This window comes from Flavobacterium sp. SP2, from assembly GCF_057626655.1.
Genome location: NZ_JBVHBT010000001.1, coordinates 93,601 through 111,728, shown reverse-complemented (window position 1 = coordinate 111,728; position 18,128 = coordinate 93,601). Strand labels below are relative to the sequence as shown.

Sequence of the window (18,128 nt, the reverse complement as noted above, 5' to 3'; positions counted from 1 at the left end):
ATTCAAATTTAATCTTTAATTTTATAATTGAAAAGTGCAATTCGTCATATTGTCATATGACATTGTAATTGCTTTTTGACATTGAAATTGATATTGACATTGCTATTGCAATTGATTTTTGCTATTTTATGCATTAACCAATAGTGATGACATTCCTCCATCTACATGAAAAATTTGTCCTGAAATCCAATTGCTTTTTTCAGATAACAAGAAACTTGCCATTTGAGCTACGTCGTTAGACGTTCCTACTTTTTTCAACGGATTTCTTAATGCCGATTTTTCTTTTTTCTCATCAGTATTTAAGAATTTGTTTGCCAATGGCGTATCGGTTAACGATGGAGCAATTACATTTACTCGAATTTTAGGAGCATATTCTGCGGCTAATGCTTTAGCAAAGCCTTCAATAGCGCCTTTAGAAGCTGAAACGCTACTATGAAAGGGCATTCCCATTTTTACAGCTACGGTGCTAAATACTACTATACTTGATTGTGCTGAAGCGGTTAAGTTTGGTAAAACTGTCTGGATGACTTTTACTAAACTGATGAAATTTATTTGTAAATCTTGTTCAAACGCTTCTATTTTCAAAGCTTTGAACGGACGTAAATTGATGCTTCCAGGACAATACACTAAACCATCAATAACTTCTGGTAATTTTGAAGTGTCTAAAGTTTCTGTTAAGGCATCAAATGGAATATGAGTTACATGTAAACCTGATAAATTTTCATTGCTTCTTGACGCTACAAAAACGTTGTTTCCTGCTTGTAATTCTTCAGCTATAGCAAGTCCTATACCGTATGAACCGCCAATTAGTAGTATGTTTTTCATTTTTATTATTTTGGAATTTTAGTTATTTGGATTTTTATATTCACCGAATAATTCGATTAATTTTTTAGTTCGGTAATCAAATATTTCATTAAGCTTAGGTTTTACTAAAAAGGGATGTACTAATTGTCCTAAAAATCCCATTGGAACTTCGTAATCTACTACATCTTCTATCTCGACGCCACCTGGAATTTCTTTAAAAAAGTGTTTGTGATGCCATAATGCATATGGTCCGTAAAGTTGTTGATCTACAAAATATTTTTTCTCTTGCACGTTGGTAATTTCAGTAACCCATTTTAGCGGAATTCCTAGTAAAGGTGTTACAATATATTGAATGAGTTGTCCGGCATACAATGGTTTGTCATCACCCGATTTGGTAATAAATCCCATGTAGTCTGGAGTAATTATTTTAAGGTTTTTGGGATTTGAGAAAAATGCCCAAGCTTCATCAATTGATATTGGTAATTTTTGAACTCCACGGTAGTTGTAAATTTTCATGCTTTATTTTTTGTAAAAGTACAAAATGTTTAAGTAATTCTATTATAAGTTAAACAAAAAATGATTTGATTTAAGTTTATATTAACATTTGAAAAGAATACTATTTGTAATTTTGACCGAACTAAAATAAAAATTATGAGAAAAGTTATCGTTTTATTGGCTTTTATGATTGCCAATTTTGCTATTGAAGCACAAGTTAAAACTCCACAATCTAGTCCAAAATCAACTGTAGAACAGATAGTTGGTCTTACAACAGTTGATTTAGAATATTCTCGTCCAAGTGCAAAAGGAAGAATTATTTTTGGAGATTTAGTACCTTTCGGGAAAGTTTGGAGAACAGGTGCTAATGCTAATACCATTATCTCATTTAGTGATGACATTACTGTTGACGGTAAGACTTTACCTAAAGGAAAATACTCGTTATATACGTTGCCAAAAGCGGATAATTGGGAAATTATTTTTTATAAAACTACCGATAATTGGGGTAATCCAGAAGAATGGTTAGAAAGCAATGTAGCATTAAGAGCAAATGCAAAGCCTGTATTAACAAACAGAAATGTTGAGACATTTACAATCGCAATTAATAACGTAACTAATGATTCTGCCGATTTAGAAATTGCATGGGAGAAAACAGTTGTGGCATTAAAATTTGAAGTTCCTACTCAAAAAACTGCAATTGCAAGTATTACTAAAGCGTTGGCTGGACCAACTGCAGGTGATTATTTTTCTTCTGCTCAATATTTTTATCAATCAAATGGTGATATGAATAAAGCGTTGGAGTATGTAAACAAAGCTGTTGGAATGACTAAAACTGGTGAGGATGTTCCATTTTGGTACTTACGTCAAAAATCTTTGATACAAGCAAAATTGAACGATAAAAAAGGTGCTATTGAAACAGCAAAATTATCATTAGCTGCAGCTACAAAAGCTAAAAATGATGATTATGTTAAAATGAACAATGATAGTATTGCTGAATGGTCTAAGAAATAAATTCAGTTTACTTTAAATAATAAAGCCACATTTTCTCAAAGAATTTGTGGCTTTTTTATTTTAAGCAGGTTTGTTTATACTTCAATTCTTTTACGTTGGTTTAAAATAAATTGTGCCAAGAATGACAAGGTAACTGTGAGTAAAGCACCAATAAAATTAAGCCATAGGAAACTGACAACATCAAGGTAGTAGATGTAAAAAATTAATAATTGACTTACTACGGCACTGTAAAAAATCGATGCTGCCTTAATGTATTTCAAATAAAATCCAACCAAGAATATTCCCAAAACTGTTCCGTAAAATATCGAACCGACAATATTTACCAATTGAATTAGGTTTTCAAATAAAGTACCTACACAAGCAAATAATATTGCAATGATTCCCCAAAGTAATGTGAAATATTTAGTTGCATTTACAAAATGTTTGTCCGATTTTGGAGTTTTCAAATTGCGTTTGTAGATATCTATTGCAGTTGTAGAAGCCAATGCCGTAAGTCCGGAAGCCGATGACGACATTGCCGCTGAAAGTATTACCGCCAACAATAATCCGATTAAGCCTTTTGGCAAATAATTCAATATAAAATATAAAAAGACATAATCCTTATCATTGGTTTCGGCTTTTGGATCGGCTTTGGTAATTAACTCTTTGGCTTGATCGCGCAAATCTTTTTCTTTTCCAGAAATGGCAACCAATCGACTTCTTAAAATTGGATTATCATAATTTTGATTCAAATGATCCATATACAACAAGTTGAATTCCTTTTTTTCTTCGGTTAAATCCTTCAACTGCTTTTCTAATCCATGATATTTTTCGGCATAAACCGATTTTTCTATCGCTTCTTTATTGACAGGGTTAAAATTTAATGGCACATCGTTGAACTGAAAAAAAACAAAAACCATTACTCCAATTAACAGAATAAAAAATTGCATGGGTACTTTTAGAAATCCGTTCATGATTAATCCCATTTGGCTTTCTCTATCCGATTTTCCAGATAAATAGCGACCAACCTGTGATTGATCGGTTCCAAAATAAGCCAAACTCAAGAAAAATCCACCGGCAATACCACTCCAAAAAGTGTATCGTGTTTCAGGATTATAGGAGAAGTCTACAATGTTCATTTTTTCATTAGCACCAGCAATATGTAGTGCGTTAGAAACCGTCATTTCGTTGGGAAGCAAATGTAAAATCAAGAAAAAAGTAATGATCATGCCACTCATTATCACAAACATTTGTTGCTTTTGAGTAACGTTAACTGCTTTTGTACCACCTGAATAGGTGTAAATAATCACCAGAATTCCGATGATGATGTTCAGCATTGTTAGATTCCAACCTAATAATGTAGAAAGAATGATAGAAGGCGCATAAATGGTCAATCCAGTACCCAATCCACGTTGAATCATGAATAGGATCGAAGCTAAGGTTCTGGTTTTTAAATCGAAACGTTGTTCTAAATATTCGTATGCTGTAAAAACTTTAAGTCGGTGGTAAATAGGAATAAAAGTCACGCAAATAACCACCATGGCAATTGGTAATCCAAAATAAAATTGCACAAATCCCATTCCGTCATGATAGGCTTGACCTGGTGTGGATAAAAATGTAATTGCACTCGCTTGGGTCGCCATAACCGAAAGTCCAACCGTCCACCAATTGGTCTGTTTATTACCCAAAATGTAGTCTTCAACATTTTTACTTCCTTTGGTCTTGTAAACACCGTAAAAAACTATAAATAAAAGTGTTACCGATAAAACTATCCAGTCTATTTGTTGCATATTAGGAGAAAATTTGCATTAGAATAAAAAATATAATGATGTAAATGACGTTCATAACCAGAAGCCAAGTATAACTATTTTTCATTTTTTTTGGTTTGTCAATACTCATATTTTTTTTATTTTTTGCAGCAGAAATTTATTGTATTTCATCACTTTTTGTCCTGCTTTACACTCTATCTTTTTTTTAAACAAATCTAAAATCAACTTTATGTGATTTCTCCTTCGTCGAAATGACAAAAAAAGAAATAATTAATAGGAAATCATATTGGCCAAAAGTCTAAAAGCTCCAGCAACGCCTTCGGGTAATTCTCTAAAAAAGCTCAAACCCGTATAGATATATTTTCCTTTTCCATAATTTGCAACTAAAATTGCTCCATCTTTTGCCTTTTCACCTTTATCGTTTGAAGAGATTATGGCTGTAAAATTTTTGTCCCATTCATTTGGATAGTACAAACCTTGCTCTTGAGTCCAACCTTCAAAATCGGTATTTGTAATCTTGTTCGGCACATTCAATATTGGGTGTTGTGGTGCTAAAAATCGAACTTCAGCATTTTCTTCTGTAACGCGATCTCTAGAAATTTTAAGTAGAAATGGTGAAAAATCTTTGCTAACAAATTCGTCCATAGTATTGTATTGCACAATCATGGTTTTGCCATTTTTTACAAAATCTAATAGTACATTTTGCTTAATTGCTAAAGTTGAAACCACATTATAGGCACGAATTCCTGTGATGACGACATCAAAAGGGACTAATTTTTCAGTCGAAATATCTTCTGGTTTTACAATCGTAACGTCGTAACCCATTTGCTTTAAGCTTTTAGGAACTTCATCTCCAGCGCCCATTATGTAAGCAATTTTTTCGTTGTTAGTTTTAATATTCAGCTTTATGGCTTTTGCTTCTGCTGGTTTTAAAACCATTTGTTTGTAAATGTGTGGATAATTAATATCTATTTTTTCTTTATCGTATGTAATTCCGTCAACGGTTAGAATGCTTTTAATTACAATTTCTGACGCTTCTTTTGATGGTGTAACGGTGAAAACAGCAATTTGTTCCTCGCCTTTATTTTGTAATGAAAACGGAATCGTTGCTGGAGAAACTTTCCAATTATCGGGAAGATCTAATCTAATAGTTCCGGCAACATTTTCTTTTCCTGATTTTATTTTCACACTAATAACCTTCTCTTTATTTTTTGGAAAAATATAAACCTTTTCTTGAAAATTTGAGGTTACTACTGGAACAACATCTAACGGTTGATAGACTTCGCCTTTTACATCGTCATTATATTTGTAAACAATCTTTTTTTCAAAAGGAATGGTAATACCGTTGATTTCGATAAGAAAAGTTTCTGGTAAACGTGTAATAATATCGGGTTTTCCGATGTTTGCTTGGTTGTCCACTCGATACATTCCAACCGTGCCTTTATTCTCCAGATAATACGGTTGTGTATACGGATCATTGTTTTCTACCTCAATTTCAAAAGTATCGTTTACTACTTTATTGAAAGGTAATTCTTTTTTATCCTTTTTAGAATGATTAGAAATCCAATTCATTTTTATTGTGCTTCGATTGATAACCTCTGATTTCACCTTTATTCTATTTCCAGCAGCAACTTCTTGATTGTCGGCAACTGCTTCAAGATACAATCCGGTGCATGCAGCAATGATTTTTTTTAGTTCTTCTAGTTTAATAGTTCTCCAATGTTCATCTTCTAATTTTTCTATTAAAACATAAGCTTTTAGCAATGCAGGAACACTTGCTGAAGGATTTTTAAAATCGAAATTTTGTTGTACGTTGGATAAAATAGTTCCAATTTCTTTGCCGTTTTTTACTCGGTTCCAAGTGGTGTCAATTCCTTCAAAAATATTGGTTTTATCTTGTAAGGCATCTCCTTTTAAAAACTCTAAATATTCTACTTCTTCACCACGCGTGCCTGTACTTCCAAAACCTTGCGACTGATGGCGACTTCTGCTTAAAGCGGCAATTTCTTGATTGGATTTACCAAATTGATTGTAGTAAACACCAATTTGTAAGTTGCTTAAATTACTTTTATCGGCTGCATCAAATTTTTCTTTACTTCCGTAGAACCACCACGATGTATTGAAAAACAATCGTTTAGGCTGCCAAGCTGTGGTAAGTTTTAATTGTTCAGGAAGGATTGAAGCGTCGTTGACTTTATCAAAAGCTTCTACGCTCAACATGGCCGATGATGTGTGATGACCATGCGTAGTTCCCGGAGAACGATGATCAAAGCGATTGATGATTACATCGGGTTTAAAGTTTCGTATTACCCAAATTACATCACTGAGAACTTGATTTTTATCCCAAATTTGTAGGGTTTCATCTGGATTTTTAGAAAAACCAAAATCGTTGGCTCTTGTAAAAAATTGTTCGCCACCATCTATTTTTCGTGCTTCAATAAGTTCTTGAGTTCGTATTACTCCGAGTAATTCTCTGAGCTCAGGTCCAATTAAATTTTGTCCACCATCGCCACGAGTTAATGATAAATAGCCAGTTCTTGCATTTTTCTCGTTGGATAAATAGGATATTAATCTAGTATTTTCATCATCGGGATGTGCAGCAATGTAGAGCACTGTTCCAAGAAAATTTAGTTTTTCTATTTGATGGTAAATTTCTACCGAGTTGGGTTTGTTTGGTTGTTGTGCATTTACAAGTTGAATTGTAAATAACAGTATAAGAAAAGCTTTGAATTTGAAATGTTGCATTGGTAAAGTAGTTTTGGCAATAGTTTCAAAAGTAGTAATAATAAAACGGACTATAAATATTTTCTTAAATTTTGGAATTTCTTTAACAAAAAAAAGAGTAAAAACTACTAGTCTTTACTCTTTATATTATTCAACAATACAATTAATTTTAATTAATCATCATGTTTTCTTCCTTTTCCATGACCTTTATGTTTGCCTCTGTCATCGTGTTTTTTTACATAAACTACTCGTTCAGGTTGTCTGTATCTGGTAGTTACATATTTTACCTTGTGTTTTTTATGGTAAACATAGGGTGAATTACCTCTATAATCCGTTAAATATACAACTCGTCCGCCGCGAAGATTATATCCGCTATATCGTGCTGGAAGTCTTTCTGAGCGTACCCAACCGCCATTACTGATGTAAATAAATCGTTCGGCAGGAACATCATAATAGGTGTCAACTTCTGGAAGATAATAGTATTGAACTTCAACTCGATCGGCTGGTGCCCAAACTGGCGGTGTTCCAAAATTTATGTTTACCGATACTTGTGCCTGAGATTGTGTTGTTGCAATGAACATAAGTCCAAATACAAATAGTTTTAACGTTTTCATAATAATTTAATTTATGATAAAAAATGTTTATCAGTTTTTTATACTAAATCCAACTACTATGCCAGAATGATTATTTTAAGAAGCAATTAACAGTTATTAGCAAAAAATTAAAGTAATAAAATCAATAATAAAACAATGATGATGATTGCACCAACAGATAGGTAAACCCCATTTCCTGTTGAGCGTAATGTTTTTTTAATTGTTTTAACTTCTTTACGTAATTCTTTTTTCTCAACACGTGATAGTGCTGATTTATCCATTTTTTTAATTTCTTCTAAACGGTTAAGCATTGTTTTAACCTCTGCTGGAACTTCTTTAGAAGATGCTGGAATTGTAGTTGTTTCGATAGTGTTTCCGAAAGAGTTGGTTGGAAACACGATTAATGATAATAAACATACCATTAAGATTGTTGTGATTTTTTTCATTTTTAAAATAATTTGGTTATACAATTAAGTTCGGTAAAATTCTTCAAATTATATTTTTAAATGTTATACAACTGGCACAACATTTTATAAGATTCACACGTACATTAGCTTACAAGTGGTGGTTATCGCTTCGTCTATTTACATTTATCAATTGATGTTCTGCAACATAATTTCTAAATAAGGTTAGTAGTGAATCGTAATATTTTTGAAGATTTTTTATGTTTACTTCTGGATGTGTGTCTACAGGAAGCGTAATAGGCATTTCATTTAAATACTTAGAAAGTTCAGGATAATTTTCTTGAATTACCATTGTGACTTTCATGATTTTAGCATTTAATTCTTCTTCGGTTTCCACTGTTCTTATATTTTTTTTAGTTGTTTTTAAGAACTTGAAAGTTAGGATTTATTTTTTAATTTTTCTGCTGCTTTTTCAGCTTCTTTTTTCTTTTTTTCTTCTGCTCTTTTTTTCTTGTTAAAATAGCCTTTTAAAAGAAAATTACTTTTGGCAGCTTCCATATTTTCATCCAATTTTTTGGAACCGTTTTTTAAATTCACTAAGGTTTTATCAATATTATTAGCCATTGATTTGTCATTCATAAGTCTTCCTAAAGTACCTTCACCGTTATTAATTTTGATTAGTATTTCTCCAATTTCACCAGTAGCAATTGCTGCATTACCTGCGGTTGTTTCTAAACTTCTCATTATTGCATCGGTTTCGATTGGTTCTATTGCTTGAATGTACTGACCGCTTTTTACCAATTTTGAATTTGGATTGCCTTGCGAAATTACAATAAGTTTGTCGCCAATTATTCCTTCTGAACCTATTCCAGCTTTAGAATCGGCGCGAATAAATTTTTGAATATCTTGTTTTAAAATCATATCAACTTTAACTGTCGAATCGTTGATGATTTCAATATTATCTACAGTTCCAACATTAATTCCAGAAAATCTAATGCTACTTCCAACTTGTAAACCACTTACATTTTTGAATTTTGTCGAAATGTTAAATACAGGATCGAACAGGTTTTTTTGTTTTCCGATAATAAAAATGGCAAGTAAGAACAACGTTAATCCTGCTATGATGAATATTCCCAATCGGATTTTGAATCCTTGTTTTGTACTTTCCATGGTTATGATATTTTTTTAGTTTTAAAAAATGAACTTATATATTCGTCAGTTGAGCTTTCAAATTCTGCGAGAGAACCTTCTTTGTACACAAGACCTTCTTTTAGCATAATAATTCGATCGGCAACAGTTCGAACACATTCCATATCGTGCGTAATAATAATGGATGCAGTTTTATATTTTTTTTGAATAGCGTTTATAAGTTCGCTTATTTCTTCTGCTGTTACTGGATCTAAGCCTGTGGTAGGTTCGTCATAAAGCATGATTTCGGGATCGACAATTATGGTTCTGGCTAGGCTAATTCGTTTTCGCATACCGCCAGAAAGTTCAGACGGCATTTTGTTTAAAACATCTTCTAGACCAACATTGGTAAGCGCTTCATTTACTTTGGTATCGATTTCAGACTGTGTTAATTCTTTTTTTAATCGTTTTAGTGGAAACTCTAAATTTTCTTTCACGGTCATAGAATCATATAAAGCGCCACTTTGAAACAGAAATCCGATTTTTTTTCGAATGTCGTTCAATTCGGCAACTTTAAGTGCGTTAACCTCTTGTCCTAATACATTTATGGTACCTTCATCGGCTTTAAGTAAGCGGGCAATACATTTTATTAAAACAGATTTTCCTGTACCAGATTTTCCTAAAACAACCAGATTTTCTTGTGGTTTTAGCTGAAGTGAAATGTCTTTTAACACGTGAAGAGTTCCAAAACTTATTTTTAAATTTTGAATATCGATAACTGATTGCTGTTTAATAGTGTTTTCCATTATAAAAATAAATCAGTTATTTGAACTGCAATTAAATCTACCAAAATCACAAGGAACGAAGCAGTTACTACTGCTGTGTTAGCTGCAATTCCTACGCTTTCAGTTCCGCGTCCGGCATTAAATCCTTTGTAGCAACCTACTAAACCAATAACTGCTCCAAAAAAGAAAGTTTTAATAACTGCTGGAATGAAGTCCATAAATTCTACTTTTCCAAAGGCTTGCGAAATATATAAAACAAAGTTTAAATCACCTTTAATATTGGCGCCTATCCATCCTCCAAAAATTCCCATAGAAATCGCAAAAATGCTCAATAAAGGTATCATGAGCGTTGCTGCTAAAACTCTTGGAACAATTAGATATTTTATGGGATTGGCAGACGATACTTCTAGTGCATCAATTTGTTCAGTAACACGCATAGAACCTAGTTCTGCGCCCATACTCGAACCTATTTTTCCTGCACAAATTAAGGCTGTAATAACTGGTCCCATTTCTCGTATCAAAGAAATTGCAACCATATTGGGAAGCATGTTTACTGCGCCAAACTTTATTAAAACTGGTCGCGACTGAATGGTTAAAACCAATCCGATTATAGTACCAGTTATGGATATTAAAGTGAACGATTTATTTCCAATTTGAAAACAATGTTTTATAAATTCTTTAAATTCAAATCCTCTAGAGAATGTATTCTTAAAAACACGTACCAAGAACAAAAAAACATTGGCAGTGTCAACTAAAAACAATGAAAATTTTGAAGTTTTTTCAATTGATTTTTCGCTAATCTTGATAGTTTTATCGACAGCATATTTTTTGAAATCTTGAATAGGTAGTTTTTTTTTCATTTAATAGAAATTAAGGCATTACAGAAAAATTGGCCTATTTAATTTTTAATTTTTGTAAAGTATCAGTTAGAAATGAAAGACTTTTTTCTTTCACTTCTTCAGTATCAACCGACATAGTAGCCACTTTACTTTGTACAAAAGAGCCTATCATTTTTTTAATTGGATTGCTTGATGAACCTACAATTAAATTATTAGTAAAATATCCTGTTGCAAGACCAAAAACAGTATTAAAGATTTTACCTTTAATTCCTGGCGCATGTAGTACTTCGTTAAATTTTTCTTTCACCATATTCACAGGATTTAAGCTGTAAACCGTGAAATTAAAATGTTCTTTAAGCAGATTGGCTTCCGATTTTTTTACATTTTCTAAATGAGCAATTGCTTGAGCTAATGATTTATTATCTTTAATTACTTGCATTTTTCTTTTCTTTAAAAATTTGATTAATTAAGTAATTATTAAAAATTTCTTCTAACGGTTTTTTAATAATTAGAAATAATAAGATTATTACCATATATATTGCTGCTACTGCAAAAAAACCTAAATAGGATTTTCCTAAAACATCGCCTAAATAAAGTGATAAACCGATGGTAAGTAAGAAGAAAAATAAAGCAATTAAGCAGATTAATACAGCTCGTGTAGTTATCGATGCAAATACGTCTGTCGACTTATCTATGGCATGTAACTTGTACAACTCGAAATTGGTTTTACCATATTGTTCTAGTTTTTCGAGTAGCATTTCGACTAAAATTACTTTATCTTTCATCTTATTTAGAATTTATTTTTTAGTATTCTCAACAATTGCTTTACCTTCTTCATACATTTCTAAGCCGTTATTTTTAGCTCGGTCAAGTTTAGAAGTAAGTTGATCAATTGCATTGTTGTATTTGTTTTTTAAATCTTCTAAAGAATCTTTCCCTTTATTTGCGATTTTTTTTCTGGTATCAGAACCTTTTTCAGGTGCAAATAAAATTCCTAATGCTGCGCCAGCTGCTAGACCTGCTAGTAATCCGACTACTGTGTTTCCTTTTGACATAGTGTTTTTTTTTAAGTTATAAAATTGGGTTTCATAAACCATGAAACCCAATTTGTAAGTTTATATTAGAATCTGTAACCTAGTGTTACTTGAACTACTTGATTTTTGTATCTTGGGTCAGTATCATTTCCATCAGAATCTGATTTACTAACATCCCAACCTGCACGACCTGAAATTACGAAGTTTTCAAGGTTGATATCAGCACCAACAACAAATCCAAAGATATTTTTCTTGTAGTTTTCGTCGTTAACTGCATCTTCTTCGGCAGTGGTAGAGTTTCCATTAAATTCGTTTTTAGTTTCTAATAAATAAGAAAATTGTGGACCTACTAAAAGCGTTAATTGTTCGATAGGTTTGATTTGTAATTGCAACGGAATATCAATGAACGTTGATGTTCTTTTAAATTCATAATCTGCACCTAAAACTGAACCGGTTGCTTTAAATCCTTTTTGAGAATACATAACCTCTGGTTGAAAACCAATAAATTTACCTAATGGAATCGATACGAATGCACCAGCAGCAAAACCTGCTTTACCTTCGGCAACATAATCTTGGTTTTCTTCATCATACACATTAGCGAAATTTACACCGGCTTTAACACCAAATTGTACTGATTCGCGAGAATCTGTTGATGGAATACTTGAATCTTGAGCGAAACCAATTGCACCTACAAAAAGTGCAGCAACTAAAGCAATTTTTCTTGAAACTGTTTTCATAATTTTTCTTTTTTAATTAAATTTTATTTGTTTAAATATTATAATACAAAGATGCGATGGCAATGAACATCTAGTGTTATATAAATTTTCGTAAATTTTATATTATTCACACTTACTATTTTTCTTAATAAAAAAAGGTTCTTAATTGTCTTACTAGTAAGGACAAAAAAGAACCTATTAATACTGTATTGGTTTACTTTTATTCTTCAGTATTTTTTTCTTCTGGAGCTTTTACAATTTCAAAATTGATTTCTGAATTTGTTGGAGTAGTATCGGTAGGAGTACCGAAATCGTACAAGGGTAATTTAATTCCTTTCCATTCATAACTCTTGGGTAAATCGTCTCCAATTAAATAACCCCACGGTTCTAAAGATTCTATTCTGTCAAAAATCACTTTAAATATAGCTACAATTGGTATGGCTAAAAACATACCTGATATTCCTGCCAAAGCACCACCAATAATGATTACAATAATGGATACTAATGCATTAACTTTTACTTTAGAGCTTACTACTAGTGGAACCAAAATGTTATTGTCAATAAGTTGTACAATTACATTTACTATAATAACTCCTAGAATTACCGATAAATCTGCTGAACCGGTTAAAGATGCAACAATTGTCAATATTCCAGCAAATAGAATACCTATATACGGTATGATGTTTAAAATTCCTGTTATGATACCCAGTAGAATTGCATATTTTACTCCTATGATCATTAATCCTGCTGCAGTTAAAACGGATATAAAAATCATTTCAAGAATTAACCCTACCAAATAACTTTTTACCACAACTTTGATTTGTTCTAAAATATCAAATAATTTTCCGTGATTCTCTGGCTTTATAAGTTTGGTAAAAAATTTTACGAATAATGATTTATATAGTAATATTAAGAAAATATAAATCGGAATTAAAATCAAATTTAGTAAGGTATCTGAAAATGAAACTAATGTTGTTCCAAGCAACTCTTTGCCTTTAGTAAGTGAATCGTTGGTAGCTTCATCGATATATTTTTTTTGTTCTCTAGAACTTAAATTAAAATTATCGCGAATAAAATCTTGACAGTGCTGCAAATGTATGTTAAGGTTTTTTTCGATTTTGTCGAAGTCGCTTACCATATCGGTAATTTGAAAGGATAGCGCAGTAAAAATACCTAAAATAACTATTACAAAAACGGTAACGGCAATCATTGCTGCAATTACATTTGGAAGTCGTAATTTCTTGTTTAAAAAAGTGACTATAGGACGTAAAAGAATTGCAATTAGAAACGACATCATTATTGGAACGATTATTCCTTGTCCTACATAAAAAATATAGGTAATTGCTATAAGTCCGAGAAGTACAAATGTAAGTTTAGCGTAAAATGGAAGTTTAATTGTTTCGTTCATAGAAGATTAGATTACTAAATTGGATGCTACAAAAATACTAGCACTGCAATTTATTGCATTACACAATTTTCTATGAAATTTATATAATTCGTTTAATCCATGAATTCTTTATCTTCGAAGGTATCGTTAACAATTGAAATTCCTTTTTGCAACAACAGATTATTAGGATACGTGATCTTTTCGCCCGATACCGTTTTTAAATTGATGTGAAAGGCGTTAATATCTTCGATTTCGCCTTGAATTGGGAAATCTTTGTCGTGAATTTTGATCGTATCACCAATTCGAAACGGAAAAAAGAAAAACAAAATTACACCAGATGTAATGTTGCTCAATATTGACCATTGTGCAAATAGTGCTACGCCAACTACTGTCGTTATTGATGAAATGGTTAGAAAAATATCATCTTTTTTGACACCCCAAATTATAATTAATGCAATTGTGGCTAGGATATTGATTAATAAATGGATGTATTTTATAACCAAATTAGATCGATGCTCTATAATTTCACTACTTCTTGCAAATCTTTTTACCAATCGAAAGACTACTAATCGTAACACAATTATTAAGAAAATAACAATTCCAGTGGCAAATAATTCTTGAGAATAGAGGTTTAAAAAACTCATACTGATTTATTTAAAATTCATTAAATAGTGGTACACTTTTTCTGTTGGCAATCCTACAACATTGGTGTAAGAACCTTCAATTTTTGATATTCCGATAAGACCAATCCAATCTTGAATTCCGTAGGCGCCAGCTTTATCAAATGGTTTGTAATGTTCCAAATAGTAATGAATGGCGTTATCTGAAAGCGCATTAAAAGTAACTTTAGTAACGTCAAAAAGTGTTTGTAAACTAGTTTTAGTTTTAAAAGTTACTGATGTAATTACCTCGTGCGTTTGATCGGATAGCGATTTTAAAATTTGGAAAGCGTCTTCGTAATCTTTTGGTTTACCCAACGCTTTTCCGTTGAGCCAAACTATTGTATCACTGGTTATTAACAATTCGTTTTCGGCTAATTCATTTTCAAATGCGCTGGCTTTGAGTTCTGATAAATAACTAGTAATTTCATTAGCTTTTAAACTTTCGGGATATACTTCTTCAATGTCTTTCAATCGAATTTCGAAAGTTAAATCTAAATCTTTAAAAAATTGCTGACGTCGTGGCGAACCAGATGCCAAAATGATTTTATATTGTTTTAAGTTTTCGTTAAACATGGTGATGAATGTTGTAATTGGTAATTGCAATTGACAGTATTCCGAAAAATAAAATCCATTTTAGAACTGTGCTTATGTGGTGAAATTGGTTCTTTTCTGAAGCATTAAATGTTTTTATTGCGCTGTAAAGTAGTGGTGCAACTACAAATAATAAAAGGTAAATAGTGGCGTAATACAAATCGTTTTGCATCAAATAGTAATTGCAATAATAGAGTAGGTAAAGTATTGAAATGACTATTATTCCAAAGGCAATTTTTGTTGTTTTTGGAATTCCTAAAAGTATAGGAAGCGTTTTGCAGTCGGCATTTTTATCGCCTTCAATATCTTCCATGTCTTTAATTATTTCACGAATAAAATTGATGATGAAAGCAAATTTTGCATAATCAAAAAGTATCGAAAAAGCCACACTCATTTGGTTTCTATTCACCTCAAATGTATTTGGAACAATGTCAAAAACTCCAGTAATCAAAACACTTAACGCTAAAAACGATGCAACAAGTAAGTTACCAACAACAGCTATTTTTTTGATTGTACTGGCGTAAAAATAAAGAAGTGTTGCGATAACCACAAAAACCACGGCAAAATTTGGATGCTGTACCGAATTGGCTAAGATAAAACCAAGTCCAACTCCAACAATTGTTAGTGATGCGTAAATAGTATAGGCGGTGTTTTCAGAAATACTATTTCCAACAATTGTTTTTTTTGGTTTGTTTTCAGAATCAATTTCTTGATCAAAAATATCGTTAATAACATAGCCACCAGCAGCAATCAATAGAGTTGCTAGAATCAACAAAGTATATTGCCAATAAAACAGTGACAACGGAATATCTATTTGTTCAAGATAACCAAAACGAACAATAAGTTGCATTATAGCAATTAAAATTAAATTTTGATATCGTATTAACTTTAAGTATTTCATTTTAAATCAAAAATATTAGTCGTGTTTTCCATTATAGTACAAATGCCATTTTCCCTGTACTTTCATCACTTGTTCAATGATTTCTCTTACAGCTCCTTTTCCGCCATTTTTATGCGAAATATATTTTGAAATGGCTTTAATTTCGGGACTTGCATCCTGCGGACAAGTAGGCATTCCTACCAATTGCATCACATGATAATCGGGAATATCATCGCCCATGTACAATACTTTTTCGGGTTTTATGGAATATTTTTCGGTATATTCTGCAAACGTTTTTACTTTGTCTGGACTGGCTAAATGGATGTCGTTAATACCTAAATTTTGCAATCTGATACGAACGCCTTCATTGTTTCCACCAGAAATAATACAGACATTATAGCCACTTTCTAAGGCAGCTTTCATTGCAAATCCGTCACGAATATTCATGATGCGAAGCATTTCACCTGCTTCGGTTACGTGAACCGAACTGTCGGTTAAAACGCCATCTACATCAAAAATAAACGTAGTGATGTCATTTAATATTTCTTTATAACTTTTTGCCATTATCTATAATTGATTTGGTTAACATTTTATATATTTCTTTCTGATTTTCATCTGAAATAAATTGTAAATGCGAATTTATTGTTAGGGTGTCATTTCGTTTTGCTGGTCCAGTTTGGGCTTCTTTGGGCGTAAGCGATACAATTTTGTGTGCCGTTTCTTGAATTAAAGGTTTCAAAATATCAAAATCAACGTTATTTTCTTTACAAATATCGTTTCCAATGGCATAAAGATGGTTTACAAAATTGCTTACAAATACCGCTGAAACATGTAGTGATTTTCGTTGAGACGAATTAATTTTAAATACTTTGTCTGAAATGCAATGTGCTACTTTTTCTAAAATTTTAAAATCGGTTTCATTTTGGGATTCCAAGCAAATCGGAACTTCTTTAAAATTAACTTCTTTATTTTTTGAAAAAGTTTGTAACGGATAAAAAACAGCTTTTCGATTTTTTGAATCCAAATCGAACATAGAAAAGCTTCCCGAAGTATGCGCAACTAATTTATTTTTAAATTTTAAACTACTTGAAACTTCAGAAATAGCATTGTCGGATACTGAAATTAGATACAAATCAGCATCGAGAATAGCATCAAAACTGGAGGTTATTTTGTCATAAGGCATTAAGCCTGAAATGCTTTCGGGATTTCTTGCAAAAACCTGAAGCAATTGCAACCCATCACTATTTTTAATAGCATTAATAAGGTGGTGTGCCACATTTCCCGAGCCTAAAAGTACGATTGAAATCATTCGGCTAAAATATTGAAAATATATTTATTTTGGGTTATTTTTATAATTACATTAATAGAAATTTAGTTTGCAATGTATGTGAATTTAAACAAACAATTTTCCTTATTTTAGCGTTTCAATTTTTTAGATTATGATTTCAGAAACACAATTTCAAAACGAATTACAACTTATAATTCAAAACGCTATTAGAGAAGATGTTGGCGATGGTGATCACTCATCTTTAGCTTGTATTCCTGACGATGCTCAAGGAAAAGCGAAACTTTTAGTAAAAGATTCCGGTATAATTGCCGGCGTTGCCTTTGCCAAAATGGTTTTTAATTACGTTGATAAAAATCTGAAAGTAGAAACATTTATAAACGATGGGAGTGAAGTTAAACATGGTGATATTGTTTTTCATGTTTCAGGAAGTTCACAATCTATTCTAAAAGCCGAGCGATTGGTTTTAAATTCCATGCAACGAATGAGTGCTATTGCAACCAAAACCAAAGCATACGTTGATTTATTGGAAGGTACGAAAGCCAAAATTTTGGACACCAGAAAAACCACACCTGGCTTTAGAGCATGCGAAAAATGGGCGGTGAAAATTGGTGGTGGTGAAAACCATCGATTTGCATTGTACGATATGATTATGTTAAAAGATAATCACAATGATTTTGCTGGCGGAATTACAAATGCCATCAATAAAACGAAAGAATATCTTAAGAAAAACAAAAAAGATTTAAAAATAATTGTAGAGGCTAGAAACTTAGTTGAAATTAAAGAAATCTTAAAATCGGACGGAATTTACCGAATTCTAATTGATAATTTTAACTTTGAAGACACCAAAAAAGCAGTCGAGTTAATTGGAAATACCTGTTTGACAGAATCGTCGGGAAATATTAATGAAAATACCATCCGTGAATACGCTAATTGCGGTGTAGATTATATTTCATCAGGCGCGTTAACACACTCTGTTTATAATATGGATTTGAGTTTGAAGGCTTTTTAAGATGGCAGATTGAATAAGTCTGAGTAACTG

General features: G+C 31.9%; 22 protein-coding genes. 2 read left to right on the top strand and 20 right to left on the bottom strand.

Translation table 11 applies throughout. The features are described 5' to 3' along the window. Positions 1–126: 126 nt before the first annotated feature. Positions 127–825, bottom strand: coding sequence for an SDR family NAD(P)-dependent oxidoreductase (locus ACZ098_RS00605; RefSeq protein ID WP_487309790.1), 699 nt, complete (start codon positions 823–825; stop codon positions 127–129). Positions 826–843: 18 nt separating this feature from the next. Continuing rightward, positions 844–1,320, bottom strand: a complete 477-nt coding sequence (locus tag ACZ098_RS00600; RefSeq protein WP_487309789.1) for an SRPBCC family protein — start codon at positions 1,318–1,320, stop codon at positions 844–846. 135 nt (positions 1,321–1,455) lie between these two features. On the opposite strand from ACZ098_RS00600, the gene ACZ098_RS00595 reads away from it, so the two are divergent. Further along, entirely contained in the window at positions 1,456–2,310 is an 855-nt protein-coding gene (locus tag ACZ098_RS00595) for a DUF2911 domain-containing protein (protein WP_487309788.1), read from the top strand. Positions 2,311–2,384: 74 nt separating this feature from the next. Here the strand turns inward: ACZ098_RS00595 and ACZ098_RS00590 are convergent, their stop codons facing one another. From ACZ098_RS00590 to ACZ098_RS00505, 18 genes are all read right to left on the bottom strand, one after another. Next, the gene (locus ACZ098_RS00590; RefSeq protein ID WP_487309787.1) at positions 2,385–4,079 is read right to left on the bottom strand and encodes a sodium:solute symporter family protein; all 1,695 of its coding nucleotides are present in this window, start codon (positions 4,077–4,079) and stop codon (positions 2,385–2,387) included. Between the two features lie 249 nt (positions 4,080–4,328). Next, positions 4,329–6,803 (bottom strand): PIG-L family deacetylase, encoded by a 2,475-nt coding sequence (locus ACZ098_RS00585; protein WP_487309786.1) that lies wholly within the window; start codon positions 6,801–6,803, stop codon positions 4,329–4,331. 152 nt (positions 6,804–6,955) lie between these two features. Then, positions 6,956–7,396, bottom strand: a complete 441-nt coding sequence (locus ACZ098_RS00580; RefSeq protein ID WP_487309785.1) for a hypothetical protein — start codon at positions 7,394–7,396, stop codon at positions 6,956–6,958. Between the two features lie 107 nt (positions 7,397–7,503). Beyond that, a complete protein-coding gene (locus ACZ098_RS00575) occupies positions 7,504–7,821 on the bottom strand; it encodes a hypothetical protein (protein WP_487309784.1) in 318 nt (105 codons plus the stop codon). Positions 7,822–7,930: 109 nt separating this feature from the next. Continuing rightward, positions 7,931–8,176, bottom strand: a complete 246-nt coding sequence (locus ACZ098_RS00570; RefSeq protein ID WP_487309783.1) for a hypothetical protein — start codon at positions 8,174–8,176, stop codon at positions 7,931–7,933. Between the two features lie 41 nt (positions 8,177–8,217). Next, on the bottom strand, positions 8,218–8,949 hold the full coding sequence (locus ACZ098_RS00565; RefSeq protein ID WP_487309782.1) for an MlaD family protein: 732 nt from the start codon (positions 8,947–8,949) through the stop codon (positions 8,218–8,220). 2 nt (positions 8,950–8,951) lie between these two features. Further along, the gene (locus tag ACZ098_RS00560) at positions 8,952–9,713 is read right to left on the bottom strand and encodes an ABC transporter ATP-binding protein (RefSeq protein WP_487309781.1); all 762 of its coding nucleotides are present in this window, start codon (positions 9,711–9,713) and stop codon (positions 8,952–8,954) included. Beyond that, positions 9,713–10,552, bottom strand: coding sequence for an MlaE family ABC transporter permease (locus ACZ098_RS00555; protein ID WP_487309780.1), 840 nt, complete (start codon positions 10,550–10,552; stop codon positions 9,713–9,715). Before ACZ098_RS00555 ends, ACZ098_RS00560 begins: the two co-directional genes overlap by 1 nt. Before the next feature lie 34 nt (positions 10,553–10,586). Next, positions 10,587–10,970, bottom strand: coding sequence for a hypothetical protein (locus ACZ098_RS00550; RefSeq protein ID WP_487309779.1), 384 nt, complete (start codon positions 10,968–10,970; stop codon positions 10,587–10,589). Beyond that, the gene (locus tag ACZ098_RS00545) at positions 10,957–11,316 is read right to left on the bottom strand and encodes a hypothetical protein (RefSeq protein ID WP_487309778.1); all 360 of its coding nucleotides are present in this window, start codon (positions 11,314–11,316) and stop codon (positions 10,957–10,959) included. The genes ACZ098_RS00550 and ACZ098_RS00545 overlap by 14 nt, the downstream gene beginning before the upstream one ends. Before the next feature lie 12 nt (positions 11,317–11,328). Continuing rightward, a complete protein-coding gene (locus ACZ098_RS00540) occupies positions 11,329–11,586 on the bottom strand; it encodes a YtxH domain-containing protein (protein WP_487309777.1) in 258 nt (85 codons plus the stop codon). Between the two features lie 65 nt (positions 11,587–11,651). Further along, the gene (locus tag ACZ098_RS00535; protein ID WP_487309776.1) at positions 11,652–12,302 is read right to left on the bottom strand and encodes a porin family protein; all 651 of its coding nucleotides are present in this window, start codon (positions 12,300–12,302) and stop codon (positions 11,652–11,654) included. Between the two features lie 199 nt (positions 12,303–12,501). Next, positions 12,502–13,689: an AI-2E family transporter gene (locus ACZ098_RS00530; protein ID WP_487309775.1), complete on the bottom strand. Its 1,188-nt coding sequence runs from the start codon at positions 13,687–13,689 to the stop codon at positions 12,502–12,504. 92 nt (positions 13,690–13,781) lie between these two features. Further along, positions 13,782–14,312: a mechanosensitive ion channel domain-containing protein gene (locus tag ACZ098_RS00525; protein ID WP_487309774.1), complete on the bottom strand. Its 531-nt coding sequence runs from the start codon at positions 14,310–14,312 to the stop codon at positions 13,782–13,784. A gap of 6 nt (positions 14,313–14,318) precedes the next feature. Next, entirely contained in the window at positions 14,319–14,903 is a 585-nt protein-coding gene (locus ACZ098_RS00520; RefSeq protein ID WP_487309773.1) for a Maf-like protein, read from the bottom strand. After that, positions 14,896–15,822: a geranylgeranylglycerol-phosphate geranylgeranyltransferase gene (locus tag ACZ098_RS00515; protein WP_487309772.1), complete on the bottom strand. Its 927-nt coding sequence runs from the start codon at positions 15,820–15,822 to the stop codon at positions 14,896–14,898. Before ACZ098_RS00515 ends, ACZ098_RS00520 begins: the two co-directional genes overlap by 8 nt. 15 nt (positions 15,823–15,837) lie before the next feature. Then, positions 15,838–16,365 carry a KdsC family phosphatase gene (locus tag ACZ098_RS00510; protein WP_487309771.1) on the bottom strand — a complete coding sequence of 176 codons (528 nt, stop codon included), beginning with the start codon at positions 16,363–16,365 and terminating at the stop codon, positions 15,838–15,840. Further along, a complete protein-coding gene (locus ACZ098_RS00505; protein WP_487309770.1) occupies positions 16,349–17,110 on the bottom strand; it encodes a Rossmann-like and DUF2520 domain-containing protein in 762 nt (253 codons plus the stop codon). Before ACZ098_RS00505 ends, ACZ098_RS00510 begins: the two co-directional genes overlap by 17 nt. Before the next feature lie 130 nt (positions 17,111–17,240). On the opposite strand from ACZ098_RS00505, the gene nadC reads away from it, so the two are divergent. Further along, a complete protein-coding gene (nadC, locus tag ACZ098_RS00500; protein WP_487309769.1) occupies positions 17,241–18,098 on the top strand; it encodes a carboxylating nicotinate-nucleotide diphosphorylase in 858 nt (285 codons plus the stop codon). Positions 18,099–18,128 lie beyond the last annotated feature (30 nt).

Bases quoted from the DNA above. Each gene is read 5' to 3' on its own strand.
- ACZ098_RS00605 (WP_487309790.1), bottom strand. From the start codon at position 825: ATGAAAAACATACTACTAATTGGCGGTTCATACGGTATAGGACTTGCT.
- ACZ098_RS00600 (WP_487309789.1), bottom strand. From the start codon at position 1,320: ATGAAAATTTACAACTACCGTGGAGTTCAAAAATTACCAATATCAATT.
- ACZ098_RS00595 (WP_487309788.1), top strand. From the start codon at position 1,456: ATGAGAAAAGTTATCGTTTTATTGGCTTTTATGATTGCCAATTTTGCT.
- ACZ098_RS00590 (WP_487309787.1), bottom strand. From the start codon at position 4,079: ATGCAACAAATAGACTGGATAGTTTTATCGGTAACACTTTTATTTATA.
- ACZ098_RS00585 (WP_487309786.1), bottom strand. From the start codon at position 6,803: ATGCAACATTTCAAATTCAAAGCTTTTCTTATACTGTTATTTACAATT.
- ACZ098_RS00580 (WP_487309785.1), bottom strand. From the start codon at position 7,396: ATGAAAACGTTAAAACTATTTGTATTTGGACTTATGTTCATTGCAACA.
- ACZ098_RS00575 (WP_487309784.1), bottom strand. From the start codon at position 7,821: ATGAAAAAAATCACAACAATCTTAATGGTATGTTTATTATCATTAATC.
- ACZ098_RS00565 (WP_487309782.1), bottom strand. From the start codon at position 8,949: ATGGAAAGTACAAAACAAGGATTCAAAATCCGATTGGGAATATTCATC.
- ACZ098_RS00560 (WP_487309781.1), bottom strand. From the start codon at position 9,713: ATGGAAAACACTATTAAACAGCAATCAGTTATCGATATTCAAAATTTA.
- ACZ098_RS00555 (WP_487309780.1), bottom strand. From the start codon at position 10,552: ATGAAAAAAAAACTACCTATTCAAGATTTCAAAAAATATGCTGTCGAT.
- ACZ098_RS00550 (WP_487309779.1), bottom strand. From the start codon at position 10,970: ATGCAAGTAATTAAAGATAATAAATCATTAGCTCAAGCAATTGCTCAT.
- ACZ098_RS00545 (WP_487309778.1), bottom strand. From the start codon at position 11,316: ATGAAAGATAAAGTAATTTTAGTCGAAATGCTACTCGAAAAACTAGAA.
- ACZ098_RS00540 (WP_487309777.1), bottom strand. From the start codon at position 11,586: ATGTCAAAAGGAAACACAGTAGTCGGATTACTAGCAGGTCTAGCAGCT.
- ACZ098_RS00535 (WP_487309776.1), bottom strand. From the start codon at position 12,302: ATGAAAACAGTTTCAAGAAAAATTGCTTTAGTTGCTGCACTTTTTGTA.
- ACZ098_RS00530 (WP_487309775.1), bottom strand. From the start codon at position 13,689: ATGAACGAAACAATTAAACTTCCATTTTACGCTAAACTTACATTTGTA.
- ACZ098_RS00525 (WP_487309774.1), bottom strand. From the start codon at position 14,312: ATGAGTTTTTTAAACCTCTATTCTCAAGAATTATTTGCCACTGGAATT.
- ACZ098_RS00520 (WP_487309773.1), bottom strand. From the start codon at position 14,903: ATGTTTAACGAAAACTTAAAACAATATAAAATCATTTTGGCATCTGGT.
- ACZ098_RS00515 (WP_487309772.1), bottom strand. From the start codon at position 15,822: ATGAAATACTTAAAGTTAATACGATATCAAAATTTAATTTTAATTGCT.
- ACZ098_RS00510 (WP_487309771.1), bottom strand. From the start codon at position 16,365: ATGGCAAAAAGTTATAAAGAAATATTAAATGACATCACTACGTTTATT.
- ACZ098_RS00505 (WP_487309770.1), bottom strand. From the start codon at position 17,110: ATGATTTCAATCGTACTTTTAGGCTCGGGAAATGTGGCACACCACCTT.
- nadC (WP_487309769.1), top strand. From the start codon at position 17,241: ATGATTTCAGAAACACAATTTCAAAACGAATTACAACTTATAATTCAA.